This is a genomic window from Streptomyces chiangmaiensis (assembly GCF_036281785.1).
Classification (GTDB): domain Bacteria; phylum Actinomycetota; class Actinomycetes; order Streptomycetales; family Streptomycetaceae; genus Streptomyces; species Streptomyces chiangmaiensis.
The window spans coordinates 1-16,169 of the sequence record NZ_JAYWVC010000177.1 but is presented as its reverse complement, the minus strand read 5'-3'; the positions used below and the strand labels follow the sequence as shown (position 1 = coordinate 16,169).

Annotated in this window: 14 protein-coding genes and 4 pseudogenes; 9 read left to right on the top strand and 9 right to left on the bottom strand. The window is 67.8% G+C overall.

Going from position 1 to position 16,169, the window contains the following annotated elements; all coding sequences use genetic code 11:
• Positions 1–34: 34 nt before the first annotated feature.
• Both VXC91_RS33650 and VXC91_RS47170 read right to left on the bottom strand, forming a co-directional pair.
• Positions 35–940 (bottom strand): endonuclease/exonuclease/phosphatase family protein, encoded by a 906-nt coding sequence (locus VXC91_RS33650; protein ID WP_408057536.1) that lies wholly within the window; start codon positions 938–940, stop codon positions 35–37.
• A gap of 227 nt (positions 941–1,167) precedes the next feature.
• Positions 1,168–1,872 carry a M15 family metallopeptidase gene (locus tag VXC91_RS47170; protein WP_408057535.1) on the bottom strand — a complete coding sequence of 235 codons (705 nt, stop codon included), beginning with the start codon at positions 1,870–1,872 and terminating at the stop codon, positions 1,168–1,170.
• 87 nt (positions 1,873–1,959) lie between these two features.
• On the opposite strand from VXC91_RS47170, the gene vanR-Sc reads away from it, so the two are divergent.
• Both vanR-Sc and VXC91_RS33635 read left to right on the top strand, forming a co-directional pair.
• The gene (gene vanR-Sc / locus VXC91_RS33640) at positions 1,960–2,655 is read left to right on the top strand and encodes a VanSc-type vancomycin resistance response regulator transcription factor VanR (protein WP_329511144.1); all 696 of its coding nucleotides are present in this window, start codon (positions 1,960–1,962) and stop codon (positions 2,653–2,655) included.
• On the top strand, positions 2,648–3,736 hold the full coding sequence (locus VXC91_RS33635) for a sensor histidine kinase (RefSeq protein WP_329511143.1): 1,089 nt from the start codon (positions 2,648–2,650) through the stop codon (positions 3,734–3,736). Before vanR-Sc ends, VXC91_RS33635 begins: the two co-directional genes overlap by 8 nt.
• Before the next feature lie 473 nt (positions 3,737–4,209).
• Here the strand turns inward: VXC91_RS33635 and VXC91_RS33630 are convergent, their stop codons facing one another.
• Complete coding sequence (locus tag VXC91_RS33630) at positions 4,210–5,556, bottom strand: IS701 family transposase (protein ID WP_329511142.1); 1,347 nt, start codon at positions 5,554–5,556, stop codon at positions 4,210–4,212.
• Between the two features lie 520 nt (positions 5,557–6,076).
• Positions 6,077–6,625 (bottom strand): DUF1062 domain-containing protein, encoded by a 549-nt coding sequence (locus tag VXC91_RS33625; RefSeq protein ID WP_329511141.1) that lies wholly within the window; start codon positions 6,623–6,625, stop codon positions 6,077–6,079.
• A gap of 476 nt (positions 6,626–7,101) precedes the next feature.
• On the opposite strand from VXC91_RS33625, the pseudogene VXC91_RS33620 reads away from it, so the two are divergent.
• Positions 7,102–7,663, top strand: a pseudogene (locus VXC91_RS33620) (integrase/recombinase); the annotation flags it as partial.
• Between the two features lie 266 nt (positions 7,664–7,929).
• Here the strand turns inward: VXC91_RS33620 and VXC91_RS33615 are convergent.
• On the bottom strand, positions 7,930–8,382 hold the full coding sequence (locus VXC91_RS33615; protein WP_329511140.1) for a winged helix-turn-helix transcriptional regulator: 453 nt from the start codon (positions 8,380–8,382) through the stop codon (positions 7,930–7,932).
• 138 nt (positions 8,383–8,520) lie between these two features.
• On the opposite strand from VXC91_RS33615, the gene VXC91_RS33610 reads away from it, so the two are divergent.
• From VXC91_RS33610 to VXC91_RS47165, 4 genes and pseudogenes are all read left to right on the top strand, one after another.
• Positions 8,521–9,438, top strand: a complete 918-nt coding sequence (locus VXC91_RS33610; RefSeq protein ID WP_329511139.1) for an NADP-dependent oxidoreductase — start codon at positions 8,521–8,523, stop codon at positions 9,436–9,438.
• 58 nt (positions 9,439–9,496) lie between these two features.
• Positions 9,497–9,661, top strand: a complete 165-nt coding sequence (locus VXC91_RS33605) for a hypothetical protein (protein WP_329511138.1) — start codon at positions 9,497–9,499, stop codon at positions 9,659–9,661.
• Positions 9,661–9,993 (top strand): annotated as a pseudogene (locus VXC91_RS33600) (DUF4267 domain-containing protein); the annotation flags it as partial. The gene VXC91_RS33605 and the pseudogene VXC91_RS33600, both read left to right, overlap by 1 nt.
• A gap of 84 nt (positions 9,994–10,077) precedes the next feature.
• A pseudogene (locus VXC91_RS47165) lies at positions 10,078–10,285 on the top strand (carbohydrate-binding protein); the annotation flags it as partial.
• A 161-nt stretch (positions 10,286–10,446) separates the two neighbouring features.
• On the opposite strand, the gene ltaE reads toward VXC91_RS47165, so the two are convergent.
• The 3 genes and pseudogenes from ltaE to VXC91_RS33580 all read right to left on the bottom strand — a co-directional run.
• Positions 10,447–11,487, bottom strand: coding sequence for a low-specificity L-threonine aldolase (gene ltaE / locus VXC91_RS33590; protein ID WP_329511137.1), 1,041 nt, complete (start codon positions 11,485–11,487; stop codon positions 10,447–10,449).
• Positions 11,488–11,927: 440 nt separating this feature from the next.
• Complete coding sequence (locus tag VXC91_RS33585; RefSeq protein WP_329511136.1) at positions 11,928–12,986, bottom strand: PP2C family protein-serine/threonine phosphatase; 1,059 nt, start codon at positions 12,984–12,986, stop codon at positions 11,928–11,930.
• 316 nt (positions 12,987–13,302) lie between these two features.
• Positions 13,303–13,467 (bottom strand): annotated as a pseudogene (locus VXC91_RS33580) (N-acetyltransferase family protein); the annotation flags it as partial.
• A gap of 280 nt (positions 13,468–13,747) precedes the next feature.
• Here VXC91_RS33580 and VXC91_RS33575 point away from each other — a divergent pair.
• Together VXC91_RS33575 and VXC91_RS33570 are read left to right on the top strand one after the other, a co-directional pair.
• Positions 13,748–14,260 carry a GNAT family N-acetyltransferase gene (locus VXC91_RS33575; protein WP_329511135.1) on the top strand — a complete coding sequence of 171 codons (513 nt, stop codon included), beginning with the start codon at positions 13,748–13,750 and terminating at the stop codon, positions 14,258–14,260.
• 86 nt (positions 14,261–14,346) lie between these two features.
• Positions 14,347–14,544 (top strand): hypothetical protein, encoded by a 198-nt coding sequence (locus VXC91_RS33570; protein ID WP_329511134.1) that lies wholly within the window; start codon positions 14,347–14,349, stop codon positions 14,542–14,544.
• A gap of 20 nt (positions 14,545–14,564) precedes the next feature.
• On the opposite strand, the gene VXC91_RS33565 is transcribed toward VXC91_RS33570, so the two are convergent.
• A complete protein-coding gene (locus tag VXC91_RS33565; protein ID WP_329511133.1) occupies positions 14,565–15,551 on the bottom strand; it encodes an alpha/beta fold hydrolase in 987 nt (328 codons plus the stop codon).
• Positions 15,552–16,169 lie beyond the last annotated feature (618 nt).

Here is a 16,169-nt window from a genome sequence, read left to right as displayed (position 1 = left end):
CCTGTGCCGGTGTTCACCAGCTAAGCCCCGGAGTTCACCAGCTGATCCCGGCCGCCACCGGCAGGTGATCGCTGCCGGTCTCCGGCAGCAGCCACGAGCTCTTCGGCTCCACGCCGCGGACCAGGATCTGGTCGATCCGCGCCACCGGGAACTTCGCCGGCCAGCTGAAGCCGAAGCCGTCGCCGGCCGCGTCCTGGACCGAGCTCAGCTGCGAGGTGATGCCGGCGAACGCGCGGTCGTCCATCGTGCCGTTCAGGTCACCGAGCAGCACCACCCGCTCGTCCTGCTCGGCGGCGAGGGCCTCGCCGAGCGCCTGCGCGTTTCTGTCCCGCGAGTCCGTCCAGAAGCCTGCCCTGGGATTTACCCGCACGGACCCCAGGTGGGCCACATACACCGCCAGCGGCCCCTGGTCCGTAGCCACCGTGGTGCGCAGCGCCCGGTTGTAGGCCCTCTTGACCTCGGCCGGCTTGGTGTCCCCCAGCGGCCCGACGTCCTGCTTGATGTCGACCGGCTGGGTGTTGGACAGCGGCAGCTTGCTCCACAGCCCGACCGTGCCCTGCACCGTGTGGTACGGGTACGCCTTCGCCAGCCCCTTCTCGTACGTGCCCCTGGCCTCCTCGGTCAGCTCCTCCAGTGCCAGCACGTCCGCACCGGAGGCGGCCAAGTCGCGGGCGGTACCGGCCGGGTCCGGATTCTCGGCGCCGACGTTGTGACTCACCACGGTGAGGTCACCGCCCGACTGGGACTTGTCGCCGAGCAGCCCGCCGAAGAGGCTCAGCCACACCGTGACCGGCAACAGCAGCGCGACCACCGCCGAGGCGGAGCGGCGCCACAACGCGGCGGCAAGCAGCACCGGGACGAACAGGCCGAACCACGGCAGGAAGGTCTCCACCAGACTGCCGAGGCCACCACGGTCCGTGATCTGCGCGTGCAACAGCATGAGCAGGCCCAGCACGAGAGCCAGCGCCGCGAGCACCAGGCCACGCTTCCACGGCCCTGGTCCAGAGAGGGCGCGGATCGCCCGACGAATGCGTGCACGCCAAGTCCCGCCGGTCCCGGCCGCCGGGGCACCGGCTCCGGTACCTGGCGCACCGGTATCCGCCGGGCTGCCCTGTCCGGTCTCCTCCGTGTCCACCTGCGTCATCGTCTGTCCTCGCTCACTGCTGCTCACTGCTGAATTCTCGGGTCCTGCGTGGGGTCGGCATACATCCGAGGGCAGCCACGGTCGATCGCATCGGTGCGCAATTCGTAGTGCCAGGGTTCGTTCCGGTAGATCTGGCACAGCCCGTACTCGGCACCGTGCCTGGACAGCCACGCCGTCGCGTTGGAGCCCCCGATGTCGACCGCCTCCCCCGACACGTGAGGAGACGTCGTCGCGGTGGCCACCCATCGGGCGGCCTCGCGTTCGGACCCGTACTTGGAGACCGCCTCGCGAAGAAGCTGATTCTGGTACTCCGGGGAACGCCAGCCGCTGTTGACGTGGAAATCGACTCCGCCGTCCGCGGCAGCCGTCGCAGCCTGGCGGAGGGCCTTGAGCAGTTCTGGATCGAGGTTGGCCACAGCCGGAATCGAGTCATCCAAGACCGTCACGCCGTCGGGGACGACACCGTTGGCCTCGCTTGGGGCATCACGATGCTCGCTTCTGGGCGTAATCGAGGGCGCTGCGGCCGAGGGGCTCGAGGGCGACGAGGAAGGCGCGGAAGGCGAGTGGGACAAAGAAGGCTTGGAGGAGGACGACCGGGGCGAGGACTTCGGCGCCTGGTAGGCGAGGACTGCTGCGGTGATCACTGCTATGACGATTATCAGGCCGACGACAATCAGCCAGCGAACCCGGCGGGGCGTTGTTCGTGCTGATGCTGGGGTTCGAGTCATGCCGCCAGTGAAAGCAACGCGATGTTGCCGGCACGTATGCGGTTTTCGATACACCGACGATATGTGCTGACTCGTAGCCTTAAGAACATGCGTGTCTTGATCGTCGAGGACGAGCCCTATCTGGCAGAAGCCATCCGCGATGGCCTACGTCTGGAAGCGATCGCGGCCGACATCGCCGGTGACGGCGACACCGCTCTGGAACTGCTCAGCTTCAACGCCTACGACATCGCCGTCCTCGACCGCGACATCCCCGGACCGTCCGGCGACGAGATCGCCAAACGCATCGTCGCCTCCGGCAGCGGCATGCCGATCCTCATGCTCACCGCCGCCGACCGTCTCGACGACAAGGCCTCCGGGTTCGGACTCGGCGCCGACGACTACCTCACGAAACCCTTCGAGCTGCAGGAGCTCGTGCTCCGTCTCAGAGCACTCGACCGCAGGCGTGCGCACACCAGGCCTCCCGTACGAGAGATCGCAGGCCTGCGCCTGGATCCGTTCCGCCGCGAGGTCTACCGCGACGACCGCTACGTCGCGCTCACCCGGAAACAGTTCGCCGTCCTCGAAGTCCTCGTCGCCGCCGAAGGCGGTGTCGTCAGCGCCGAAGAACTCCTGGAACGGGCATGGGATGAGAACGCCGACCCGTTCACCAACGCCGTACGCATCACCGTCTCGGCCCTGCGCAAACGCCTCGGCGAACCCTGGATCATCGCCACCGTGCCAGGCGTCGGCTACCGCATCGACACAGCACCCGGCACCGGACGTGAGGGAGGGGACCGTGGATAGGCAGCCCGGGTTGAGCGTTCGCCTCAAACTCACCCTCAGCTACACCGGATTCCTCATGGTCGCGGGCACCTTGCTGCTCGCGGTGGTGTGGGTGTTCATCCTGCGCCACTTGCCCGCCTATACGAGCGTCCCTGGGGGGGTGCTGGTCCGCTCCTTCCTCCTGCGCGACTTCGCGTCGGCCGCAGGCGCGGTGCTGGCGTTCCTGCTGGTCTTCGGTCTCCTGGGAGGATGGATCCTCGCCGGCCGCATGCTCGCCCCCCTGACCCGCATCACGAACGCCACCCGCATGGCCGCGAACGGATCGCTCTCCCACCGGATCCGGCTAACGGGTCACAAGGACGAGTTCCGCGAACTCGCCGATGCCTTCGACATGATGCTCGCGCAACTCGAAGCACACGTCGCCGAACAGCAGAGATTCGCAGCCAACGCCTCTCACGAGCTGCGCACCCCGCTGTCGGTCTCGAAGTCACTGCTCGACGTGGCCCGCGCCGATCCGAACCGCGCCACCGACCCACTCATCGACCGCCTCCACGCCGTCAACACCCGAGCCATCGACCTCACTGAAGCATTGCTCCTGCTCAGCCGCGCCGACCGGCGTTCCTTCACCCGCGAACACGTCGACCTGTCCCTCATGGCGGAAGAAGCCACCGAAACACTCCTCCCCCTCGCGGAAAAGCGCGGCGTCATCCTCGAGACCGACGGCGACATCGCCCCCACGATCGGATCGCCGGCGCTCCTGCTGCAACTGACCACGAACCTCGTACAGAACGCGATCGTCCACAACCTGCCGGAACACGGCAACGTATGGGTCCACACCAGCGTCCGCCCCAAGACCGTGGTGCTCACTGTCGAAAACACCGGCGAGCAGCTCACCCCCCAGCTGGTCTCGACCCTCACCGAACCCTTCCAACGCGGCACCGAGCGCATCCACACCGACCACGCAGGTGTCGGCCTCGGCCTGGCCATCGTCAAAACCATCACCCAGGCACACGACGGAACCCTCACCCTCGCCCCGCGCTCTGCCGGCGGGATCCGCATCACTGTGGAACTACCCGCGATGTCCCCGTACGCCGACAGGTGAAGAATCGGGGAATCGATGCGCGGCCAGCACAGTAAATCTGCGACCGTCTCCGGCATCCTTCTCCGGGCGCATGTACGACCGATTCGGCTTCGACTCCGACGCCACTGAAGATGCTGCTCGGTCAGCAGGGCCGGACCATCGACCTCCGAGGAACTCGGATGGATCCGTTACCAACCGAGCGATCCTCTGAAGTCCGCCAAGGACCTGCTGCAGGCCACCTCCGGGCGCGGCGGCAAGGCGATCATGGTCTTCGTTCAACTGCCGGAAGAACCGACTACCGACATCACCGAGAACGACGGGCAACCCTCACGGTGACCACCATGCCGAGCCGACCCTCGTCACCTGGGCCGGCCCCCTCAAATTCGCAGCCAAAGTCGAGCACTCCAGGGACGAGTACGCCAAAGGCTGCTACCAACACGGGCCGCGCAAGGGGCAGCCGCTTCCGCGTACCGACACGGCAGCTGTAGTTCTGGTCATGGCTGGTCCTGAAGAGCGTGTCGGCGGTGGTGGCAGGCTCGTGCGATGGCTTGATGGTGGCGGCGCCAGGCCATCCAGTGCAGGGTGTGTTCCGTGTCCCGGGCTGGTGGTGTGAGGACGAACACCCGAAGGAATCGGACGAGTTCGGGGCAGGTCAACGGGACGAGATGGGCTGGTCCGGCAGGGCCGGCCATGGTCGTGGCAGCGGCGGTCAGGGCGAGGACGGCGGATGCGACGAGGGAGAACAGTGACCAGCGCATCCAGGAGTTCCAGCAGGTCACCTGCCCTTCATCCAGGCCGGTGAAGGTCTTGCCGAGTTGGAAGGTCTCCTCGATCCGCCACCGGCGGCAGATCACTTCCACCAGCTGGGCGAGGGTGACATCGTCGGTCGACCAGCAGCGGAAGAAGGAGATCTCGCCGGTGTACCGGTGCCGGCGAGCGACCAGGACGCTGGTGCCGTCATCTCCGTGTCCGTCGGGGGTGTCGTCCGCACGGACATCGAGCCAGGTCCAGTCGTACTCGCGGGTGCCCTTCGTTCCGTGTCCGGTCTGCATGCGCATCCACTGGTGCGGCAGCACCTTGTTGATCATCTGGCGGGCCTTCCACCGGCGGCCCGCTCCATCGGTGGCCGTGTATGTGTGGGAGACGCCGACCGCGTAGCCGAGCCCGAACTCCCGCATGCTCCTGCGGAGTTCACGGCCCGAATACACATCGTCACCGGCGAACCAGCGTGCCCGGACACCCAGCTCGAGCGCGTTTTTGACCATGGCGGCGGTCTGCTGCAGCTTCGTCGCGAACATGATCCCTTCCGGGACGCCGGTTGCTTCGCGGCGCTCCTCGTCCGCAGCCCAGTCCCTCGGGAGATACAGGGCCCGGTCGATCACCACTCGCACCGACTCGGTGACCGCGGCCAGGTGCACGGCGACCTGGCACAGTCCGACGCCTTTGATCGCGCCGGAGTACTGGCGGCCGGCGCCGACGCAGTCGGTCGAGGACTTCGCGTCCCCGGTCTCGTCCGCGACCAGCACCACGTCCTGACCTGCAAGTTCACGCACGACCAGGCGGGCGATCTCCTCCCGGGCCCGGTCATGGTCGAACCTCGCCCGTGACAGCAGGTGCTGCAGCCGGTGCGGGCCTGGATGCCCCAGCGCCTCAGCCAGCGTCCAGCAGTTCCGCGTGTCCACCTCCGTCAGCAGCCCTGTGATCATCTCCGCTGCCGTCGCACGTGTCTCACGCCGCGCGAAGCAGCCCGCGATCGCATCCATCGCCGCCGGGAACACCCGGCCCCAGGCAGCCTGGGCTATCGTGGCCTCCACGGCCACCTGGTCCTGAAACGTCGTCACAAACGTTCATGATCACGGTGGCCGTACCTGTGCCCGCACCCGACCCCGCAAGCCGCCGACCAGCACAGACGCCGGAACTACAACTGCCGTGACCGACTGCGGTTACCCGGCTCGCGTCGACGAGTTCCCCACCCTGGAGTCGTACCTGGCGCGCGTTGAGTCGATCAACCAGCCCCTACCTCCGCCCCCAAGGAAAGGGCCAAGATCGTGAGACAAATACCGTGGCCCACGAATGAGACACGGAGAGAACATGCAGGTTGCCATCGCGGAACAGGACATTCCAATTGCGGACCTACAGTGAGGACGCCAGGTTCGCCCAGCGGACGGATCTCGAATGGCCCCGGACCCCTATGCTGAAGTTCCTCCGCTGAGCCCTCTTCGGTGCGGGTGCCCCGGCCGCGACCTGGGCGTCCACACCGGCGGCGCCTGGTAGCGGGTGTTGAAGAGCAGCACCAGCGCGTTGAGAACGAGGGCCTGTCCGGCGCTTCTTGCCGGACAGGCCCGTGGTCCCGCGGAGGGCTCAGCGCTTGAGCGTGAAGGTGAAGTCGCCGGAGAGTTTGCCGCTCAGCCGGACAGCCGAAACGAGTTTCCCCTCCGTGATCAGTCTCTCGACCTCGGCCCGCGAAAGACCGCAGCCTTCAGCGATCAGTCGCACCGGCCGGACAGGGATCCGCGCCGCAAAGCGGACCAAGACGTCGATCACCTCGCGGTCCAGGTGATCCGATCCGCCGGTGTCGAGGCGCCAGGCGTTGTCCCAGTCGAGGGCAATTCGATTACGGCGTCGCACGACCGGGTCCCGGAGCAGCTCAGCTGTCAGGCCAGGGTCGTTGTCATGCAGCCGGTCCAGCAGCTCAGGTGCTACGGAGCGTACATTCATCCGCTCCAGGACCGTGAGCTTTGCAGTTTCCCCGCAAGCGGTACAGAGCGCGAGGAGCCAGGCGTCGATGAGCTTGTGGTTTGCGTTGACGCGAAATTTACCGCTTGCCCGGAAGCGCTCGGACGCGCACGTGTGGCAACGGCGGCGAACGAGCGGGAGGCAGGTGGGCACGACCACCCAGTTGTTGAGCACAGAAGTACACCGGTTTCAGTGAGAAGACCGAAGCAAAAAGCAGCGCGGCGCACATGCGCGACGCGCGACAAATCAGCTCTCGGGAGGTCTCACAGGGTGTACAACGGCATGTCCTTGTCCAGACGACTTGGTTCGGCAGCACGGTAATGGCGCACAGCGGCGCTGCACCACTGGTTTTCGAGCGCCTCACCGCCGGGTTTCATCCGGCGGATCATGGACGAAGCCGGAGCCGGATCGCGGTGACGATGACGGACTACCACTTGCCGAAACGGGAGTTGAGGAACATCCGTGTCAGATCGTGTGCTGAGCCTTGATCGGTCCTGGTGGGCGGTCGGTGGTACCGGCGGGGCCGCGGAGTTCTGAAGTCTTCCCGCAGATAGCGCCCTATTGTCTGCGGGAGTTTGATTCGTCACCTGCGGTGACGTTCTCCGGGCCGTACGTGAAGCAGCCCTGTTATCTGCGGCAAGGGGGAAGCGGTGCCCACCGTCGTACAACTGCCGGCCGGGAAGGCGTTGACCGTCCGCGCGGCGGCGGATGCCTTCCTCGACTCGCTCGGCAACCCGAACACGGTCCGCAGCTGCTCGACCGGCGTCGGCAAGACGGCCGAGCGCATCGGCAAGGCCCGCCCGCTCGGGTTGGTCGCGGACGACGAGATCGGCGAGGCCCTGGAACTGCTGTGGGGCACCGCGGCGGTCAACACCTGGAGCGCCCGCCGGGCAGCGGTGCTGTCGTGGCTGGGCTGGTGCGAGCAGTACGGCTACGACGGGCCGTCCGTCCCGGCCTTGGCGAAGCGGCTGGCGGTGCCGGACTCCCAGACCCCGGCCCGCTCGAAGACGGCCGTGGACCGGCTGATCGCGCGGCGGGAGGTGCACCTGCGGGAGAAGACGCTGTGGCGGATGCTGTACGCGACCGCCGGACAGGCGGAGGAGATCCTGGGCGCGAACATTGAGGAGTTGGACTCGCGAGGCGCCGCTGCCCGGTCAAGGCAAAGGGCGCCCGGGCCAAGGCCCGCCGCCGGGCCAGGCGCGCGAGGACTACACGGGCGGGCTTCGCAGAACCAGCGCTCATCCGGATCACGCGGACTCAGCTGGATCGTACGGACCGTGCCGTCGCCCAGCGTCCGCCGGTAGGACTCCAGCTTGATCAGTCGACGGTGACCAGGCACCCAGAGGTTGTCGACGACGGTGGTGCAAGCCGCGCGCGGATCGGCCAGCAGGTGGTGCAGGGGTTCGTCGACGGTGGGTGCAGCGAAGATTGACCACTTGCTGTCATCGTCAGGATATGACAGCCGACTTCTCTTCGAATCAGTCGGCGGCGTCGCATTGCCTGTGGTCGTAGCTGTCGCGATGGGTGAGGACCTCCTCCATGTGGCCCTCCGCCCATTCCTTGATTCCCCGCATGACTCCCTGGAGCGAGCGACCGAGATCGGTCAGCTCATAAGTGACGGTGACTGGCACCGTGGGGGTCACGGTCCTGGTCACCATCCCGTCGCGCTCGAGTGAGCGCAACGTCTGCGTCAGCATCTTCTGGCTCACGCCCGAGATCCGGCGTGACAGCTCGGAGAAGCGCATGGGCCGCGGTTCGTCGCCGGAGGCAGCCCCGGGACGCGGACCGTCCCCGCCCAGGGCGGCGAGAACAAGGGCGACCCACTTGTCGGAGATTCGCTCCAGGAGTTGGCGGCTGGGACATGCCGCGAGGAATGCGTCGTACTCCGCTTTGGCTGCGGCCCGCCGCTGGGACGCGGTGCTGGTCGCCATAACTCATCTCTTCCGCTCGGTGACTTACGCACCTCAAGGTGCCTACTTCTCCTTGGGAAGCAGGTGCGTTCATGGTGGTGCTGCACCACAGCGATGGCAAGACCACCTCACAAGGCCTCCACGAAGGAGCAGATGGCGATGCATCAGATGACGTCTCGGCGGGCCGTGGTCCGCGTGCCGTCCGGACCCCAGTCGATCGAGACCGTCGACGTCCCGGTGGCTGAGCCGGGGCCGGCGGAGATCCGCGTCAAGATTGCCGCCGCAGCGATCAACCCGGTCGACCTGGGGGTGGCCGGGGGCGTCTTTCACCAGCTCGGATTGGTCCACCAGCCGGACTACACCGGTCTCGGCTGGGACTTCGCCGGCACTGTCGATGCCGCCGGACCCGGCGTCGAGCTGCAGGTCGGCACCCGTGTTGCCGGGTTCATCGACGGTTTCGACCGCGACCACGGGTCCCATGCCGAGCACCTCCTCGTCTCCGCCGCGAATGTCGCCGTCGTTCCGGACGGCATGGACCTGGTCGAGGCGGCGACGGTGCCGCTCAACGCCACCGCCGCCGCCCAGCTCGTCGACCTCCTCGGTGAGGCGTCGAGCAAGGCTCGGCGCTTGCTGGTGACCGGCGCGGCCGGTGCGGTGGGCGCGCACGTCGCCGTACTCGCCCAGGACCGCGGCTGGCAGGTGACCGGGATGGCCCGAGCGGCCGACGAGCCGTTCGTCCGGGGCCTCGGCGTCGACTTCGCCACCGATCTCGGGCAGGACTGGGATGCCGTTGCCGACGCCGGAGCCCTGCAGGAGCACGCCCTGCGGGCGGTGCGCGACGGTGGCCGTTTCGTCGGCGTGCAGCCGGCCTCGCGGCTTCCCGAGGAGCGCGGCATCGCCGTCGAGGTCGTGTTCGCCCATCCCGACGGTGCGCTTCTCGCCCGATTGCTCGCACGGGTGACGACGGGGGAACTGCCGGCTCGCGTCCACGCCGTCGCGCCGCTCGACGAAGCAGCCGGTGCCTACCAGGCGATGGCCAAGGGCGGCGTCCGCGGCCGGATCGTTCTCGTCCCGTGACAGCGTGGCGTCGTCTCGCGACTCGCGCCGTGACCGCGGGGCCCCCGGAACCCGATCGATGTCCTTTGGGTCCGGCGGATCGACGATCGATGTGCTCGCCGGCCCTCGAGTGGAGTCCTTCGCCCGGATCGCCGCCGCGGACGAGCGGGACGCCGAGCACCTGCACGAGATCCACGACAACCACTTCGTCAAAAAAGATTCCCTCGACGGACGGGACAGCTGATGCTCACCACCAGTGCCACTGTTCTCGCCGGCCTGCTCGGCGCGGCCCTCATCTTCATGGGCGGGCGCGCCTTCACGACGCCACAGGCCGCCGTCGGTTTCGGCATTCCCGATACACCGGCCGACGACCCCGCCTTCCGGCCCTGGCTGCGCGTGAAGGGTTTGCGCGAGATCGCGTGCGGGGTCTTCGTCTTCGTTCTGATGCTCGTCGCGACGACGTCGCTGCTGGGTTGGTACGTGATGGCGCTCGCTGCGATACCCGCCGGAGATGCGGTGGTCGTGCTGCGCAGCGGTGGGCCGAAGGCCGCCGCCTACGGCATCCACGGCGCAACGGGGGGCGTCATCGAGGAAGAAGTACCGGTCCAGCTCCGCCTTCGGCGGAGCGCCGTGAAATGCCCCGTACCGGGCTGCCTGCTCAATCAGATCCTGCAGTCCACCTTCGGCTGGGACCAGACCACCGCCTACGCCCATGAGGGCTTCTCGGGAATGAACGGCCGCAGCGACATCGGAGAGTGGCAACGAGGTCTCCTACAACAACCACAACTGGAAAGCCAAGTGGTGGACCCAGAACGAGGCGCCTGCCGCAACGGAATGGGGCCCCTGGCAGGATGAGGGCGCCTGCTGAGGATGAGGTGCCCGGTCCTGTGGGGAACTCGACAGCTCCCCACAGGACGGCCCCCGCTGTGTCGGCATCTCGCCACCGCGACGCGGTCACCGGCCCCGTCGCGTCACCGGAGGCGGTGCTGGGCCTCCCGACCAGCCGTGAGGGCCACTCCCCACGCGCCCTCAGGCGGCGGCTGCGGCAAGGGTCTCTCGTACCAGGTGCGCCGCGCGCTCCGCGTCCGCCCTCGAGACGTCGAGATGGAAGACGAACCGGATCTGCGGCCGGCCACCCGTGCCCAGCACACCCCGGGCCGCGAGTCGCTCCACCAGGTCGGGTGGCGTGACGCCCGGGACAGGCCGTGCGAACACCATGTTGGTGCGCGCCGGGCCGACCTCCAGCCCCGGTACACCGTCGAGGATCTCGGCGAACAGTGCGGCGTTCGCGTGGTCGTCGGCCAGGCGCCGGACGTGGTGGTCCAGCGCGTAGGAGGCTGCCGCGGCCAGGACGCCAGCCTGCCGCATCCCGCCCCCCAGTGCCTTCCTCCATCGCCTGGCCTCACCGATGAACTCCGGCGAACCGAGCAGCACCGAGCCCACCGGCGCCCCCAAGCCCTTGCTGAAACACACCGAAACGCTGTCGAATTGCTCCGCGATCTTCCGCGCCCCTTCGTAGGGATCGCCGTCTCCGGCCACCGCGGCGTTGAACAGCCGGGCGCCGTCCAGGTGCGTCGCCAGTTGGTGCTTGCGGGCCAATGCTGTGGCCGCCTGAACATACTCAGGGGCGATCACGGTGCCACTGAACGTGTTCTCCAGACACAACAGCCGACTCCGCGCGAAATGCGGGTCGTCCGGCTTGACGGCCGCCTCGATGTCCGCCAGGTCGAGTGTCCCGTCCTCTTGGTGTGGCAACGGCTGCGGCTGGATTCCGCCGAGCGCGGCCGCCCCGCCGCCCTCGTGGCTGTAGAGGTGGGCGTTCGACCCGGCGATGTACTCCTCGCCCCGCCCGCAGTGACTGAGCAGTGCGCACAGGTTGCTCTGGGTACCGGACGAGACGAACAGCGCGGCGCGAAAACCGAGCAACTGTGCCACCCGCTCCTGGAGGGCGTTCACGGCGGGATCGTCGCCGAACACGTCGTCGCCCACTTCGGCGCGTGCCATGGCGGTCCGCATCGCATCGGTGGGGCGGGTGACGGTGTCGCTGCGCAGGTCTATGACGTTGTCCATGCCTCATTCCTACCGGGCCGGCCGTTCGGACCCGCCCGCGGGGTGACCGGGCGCGTGCGCTGTCGTGGGACACCGCCACGCGCGCGCGGGGGAACCATCACCCTCAAGTTCGGGTCGAGGAACGGACATCATTCATGAGGACCAACAGACTCGTCACGTGTTTCGCCAACGGGCACTGTCCGTAGTCGCGTGCAGACGGTCCACGCGGCGGTGGTCCTGGGCTCTGGATGAGAGTCTCGCGGACGGCCATGATCCACGAGATGAACGATGCCCACAGGCAGGACCTCCACCGCGAATCGACGTTTGAGTGCGCGGTCAGGCACCCGGACCGGGCACTCACACGCATCTCCACAGAGATGCGGGAGCGTCACCGGTCGCTCATCGCGCCGCGTGCGGCCCCGTCGGGCGAGTGCACGATGTCCCCGGCGGGGTGTGGCCGATCATTCCGCCCGTTCGGGGAGGCGTTGGATGGCGATGAGGGCGGCATCGTCACCGAGGGGTCCCTGGGCGTGGCGCAGCAGGTCTTCGTGTACGAATCGGACGAGGTGTTCAGGGCCGCCAGTGCCGCCCCAGGCGGCCATCCGTTTGGTGAGCGGGTAGAAGGTGCCGTTGGGGCTGGCGCTCTCTATGACACCGTCGGTGTAGAGGAGCAGAACGTCGCCGACTTCGAAGGGGAAAGTGTCGACCACATACTGGTCCTCCGAGGGGACGGTGATGCCCAGCGGGAGCCCCGGACTGCGCGCGTCCAGGGCGCTGACTTCACCGTCGTGCATCAGCAGAGGCGGCGGATGGCCGCAGCTGATCGTCTCCACGTGCCCGACGTGGTCGGGGAAGTCCAGGAGCAGAACGGTCACGAAGGACTCACCGGCCTCGGGGTCGTCATCGGCGGCGCCGGCCCAGCTCCAGTACATGGCATTGCCCAGATGGATCGCCATGTGCGGCAGTGAGAGGTTGCGATAGGCGGAGCCATGGAAGGCGCCGAGCAGGAGGGATGTGTCCTTGATGACGAGCAGCCCCTTGCCTCGGACATCACCGATGATCACCCGGGTCGCTCTGTCGGCGCGCGCAGCCGCGTACAGGTCGCCGCCGACCCGTGCCTCCAGCTCGGCGGCGATGTAGTCGGTGGCGATGCGCAGCGACCCACAGCGCTTGGGAAGAGGTCGGATCAGGACTTCTTGCGCAGCCGCTGCGATGGAGCGTGTCTGTGCGAGCTGTCGCTCGCGCAGGTCGCGCACAGCGCGGAGGGCGACCAGGAACCCGGAGACCACCGCAAGGCCGACGACCTGAATCTGAAGCCCCGCAGTGATGCCGGTGCCCTCGGCGAGGGCCGAGAGGATCTGGCCTGCTACGGCCAGGGCGCCCATGAGCCCGGTGAGGCGCGGGCCGGCAAAGGACGCGGTGACGGCTGGAGCGACGATCAGCAGCGGACCCAGCTGAGAGCTCTTGTCGGTGAAGACGTCCGCGATCACGATCACAATGATCAGACCGAGTGGGATCACAAGGAGGGCGTGACTCGGCCGCACGGTCGGGCGAGGATCCTTTACATCCCGCTTGCCACCCACATATCCCATGCTTGCACTCGGGCAAGGGCTGCGCCCTGGCAGCCGAGCAAAGGTGGCGTCGGACCCGGGCGCCGCGTGCCTGACGCCGCCGCGACACATCAGGGGACGGTGCTCCATTGACAAGCACTGCCAGGAGAAAGTCTCCATGTCCACGAACTCCGCCGGCAGGCCGTGATCCGCTTCGCGTACCGACGGGCCGCAGGGCAGCGCGGTAGAAGGGCTGGGCCTCGCGCGGCTCGACGCCCAGCGCCTTGTGGAAGTCGAGCGCCGGAGGATTGTCGGCGCCCGCGGTCCACTCCAGGCGTAAGCAGCCGGCGGCACGTCCCGCCCCACGAACGGCTTCCATCAGCTGTCCCCCGACGCCGCCGCGCCGGTGCCGTTCGCGTACGAACAGCTCCTTGAGGTCGTTACGAGGCAAGGCAGTTCTGCCGGAACAGGGACCACGGGGCAGTCACGACCGATGTCCGCGGTGCAGGCATCAAGTGCACCTACAGCTCGAACGCGTGACGCTGGACCCGTGCCTGTCAGCACGACCGCTCGCCCTGACCCGCAAGCCCGCGTCGAAACAGCTTGGTCGGTGACTGCACCTCTCGATGGGACACGGTCGGGCGCCGTCGGTGCCGTCCGTGACATCCCGGACTCGGAGTGAATCGCCGGCGCAAGGCGGTTCCCGTCCCGGTCGCATAGTGTTCCTGGCCATGACCGTGCTGCATGGCGCCTTCGTCGTCCTCCGCCCCACCATCGCCGAGGACATCCTTGCTCTGGCCGCCATCCGGGCCACACCCGAAGTGCGTGCACGTTGGCGGGGCGAGGACGACCTCGCTGCGGACATCGCGGCAGATCTCCAGGACCCTGACATCCACGCCTTGACCGTCCACTACCGACAGCGGGCTGTGGGCATGATCCAGTGGTACTCCGAGGAGGATCCTGACTACCGACACGCCGGCATCGACCTCTTCCTCGATCCCACGCTGCATGGCAACGGTCTGGGCACCGACGCCGTACGCACACTCGCCTGCCACCTCATCGACGACCACGGTTACCACCGCCTGGTCATCGACCCAGCGGCCGACAACACCGCGGCGATCCACTGCTATGCAAAGGTCGGCTTCCAGCCGGTCGGCATCATGCGACAGTACGAGCGCGGCCTGGACGGCACGTGGCACGACGGCCTCCTGATGGAGCTCCTGGCCGCCGAACTGATGCGCTGACCGCGCTCACCCCAGCAGCACAGAAACCACACTCTGGCCGATCAGTCCGGCCCCTCGGACGCGTCCTTCTACGTCCGCTTCCGCCCTTGATCGGTTCACTGCGGGTTCGCTCCGCGACGCCGACGTTGCCGGTGGACCCGTTCCGCGGGTATCGCAACGCGATCCGTGACCGGTTGCCCGACGCGGTCGCGGTGCTCGATGCCCTCCACGTCGTCGAGCCGGCGGGCGACGCGCGCACGGAGGCCCAGCGCATGACAGCCGACGTGCCCCTTTTCCAAGCGTGACCACTGACCTCGGCTGTCCATCATGGTGTTCCGGGCAGCTGCGCAAGGAAGTCCAGGAGCTCCCGGTTGACCTCGTCGGGGCGTTCCTGCTGGGTCCAGTGGCCGCAGCCGGGCAGAATCACACCACGCAACAGCTGCGGTGCCGCCTGCTCGACCTTCTTCAGCGTGGCGTCCGGCCCTCCGGACAGGCCGACGACCATGTCACGGTCCCCGCCGATGTACAGCGCCGGCGCTTCGATCCGGCGGCCGCGGAAGGCCGCGAGCAGCTCCCAGTTGCGTTCTGTGTTCCGGTACCAGTTCAGGCCGCCGGTGAAGGCGCGGTCGCCGTGGCGGACATAATCGCCGACGAAGACCTCGATGTCGTCGTGGGTGAGCCAGCCCGGCAGTTGCTCCGGCTCCGGCATGAAGTCCAGCAGCGTGCCACGGTCGGGAACCATCCAGGGGCTGGTGCTGGACGGGCTGTCCCCCGAGGCTCCGTAGAGGATCCGGCGGAACGTGGTCTGCGGGTCCCGGGCCAGCGCCGCGTCGGCGACCCCTGGTTCCTGAAAGACGACCTGGTAGAAGCCGTCACCGAACCTCTTCCGCGTGATCGACGGCGGACTCATCCCTCCGGGCAGTACCGGCGGGACGCTCAGGCCCGCCACGGCGCGCACGACGTCCGGGCGCAGCATGGCCGTCACCCAGGCGACAAAGGCACCCCAGTCGTGGCCGGCGAGCACCACGCTCTCTTCGCCCAGTGCATCGACCAGCCCGATGACATCCCCGGCCAGATGCAGCAGGGTGTACGCCTCGACGGCTTCGGGCTGATCGCTGCGGGCGTAGCCACGCTGGTCAGGAGCGGCGGCCCGATACCCCGCCGCAGCCAGCGAACCGAATTGGTGCCGCCAGGAGTACCAGCTCTCCGGGAAGCCGTGCAGCAGGAGAACCAGCGGGCCCTCGCCCTGCTCGGCGACATGCAGCCGCACGCCGTTGACCGTGACGAACGTGTGCTGGACCGTGCCCACCATATGAACCTCCGTGCCGGATCGCCGCACGTGGAGTCCCACGGGAGCGCGCAACCAGCCCCATGCGACTGCCGTCGACGAAAGCCACTTCGAGCCGCCCGGCTTCGATGGACGCCCGTCAGGCTGTGCCGGGCCCCAGTGATGGTCGCCGCGGGGTCCCCACCCCGTCGCTGCCTGAACCCATGTACCGCGGCGTTCGCGCGATCCGCGGCCGGTGGCCTGTACGGGCTGGAGTGGACGGGCAGCGCCCGCACGCCGACCCGTGCGGAAGAACTCCCGCGCCACCCCACAAGACCCCGCCTTCTCCCCCCAGCATCCCAGCCTCGCGAGTGGGTCGCGAGCGAACTGAGCCTCGCGATCTACCCGGGCAGGATCTCCAGATGCGGGGATCTCGTCCGCGACGGCGCGCTCTTGAGAGATCTATGGGATTGCCCATCGTGGCCCCCAGAACCCCATTTCGCAGTTCTGCTCAGATCGTTGAGTGGTTCCAGGACATCAACTTCAACTCCTTCGGCAAGTCCACTTGCGATTTGCAAGTCGTGCGTCTAGCTGGGCAGGGCCGCTTGCGACTTGCAAGCAGACTCCTGAAGAGTTGAAGACGGGCGCTCACTGAGTCTTTCA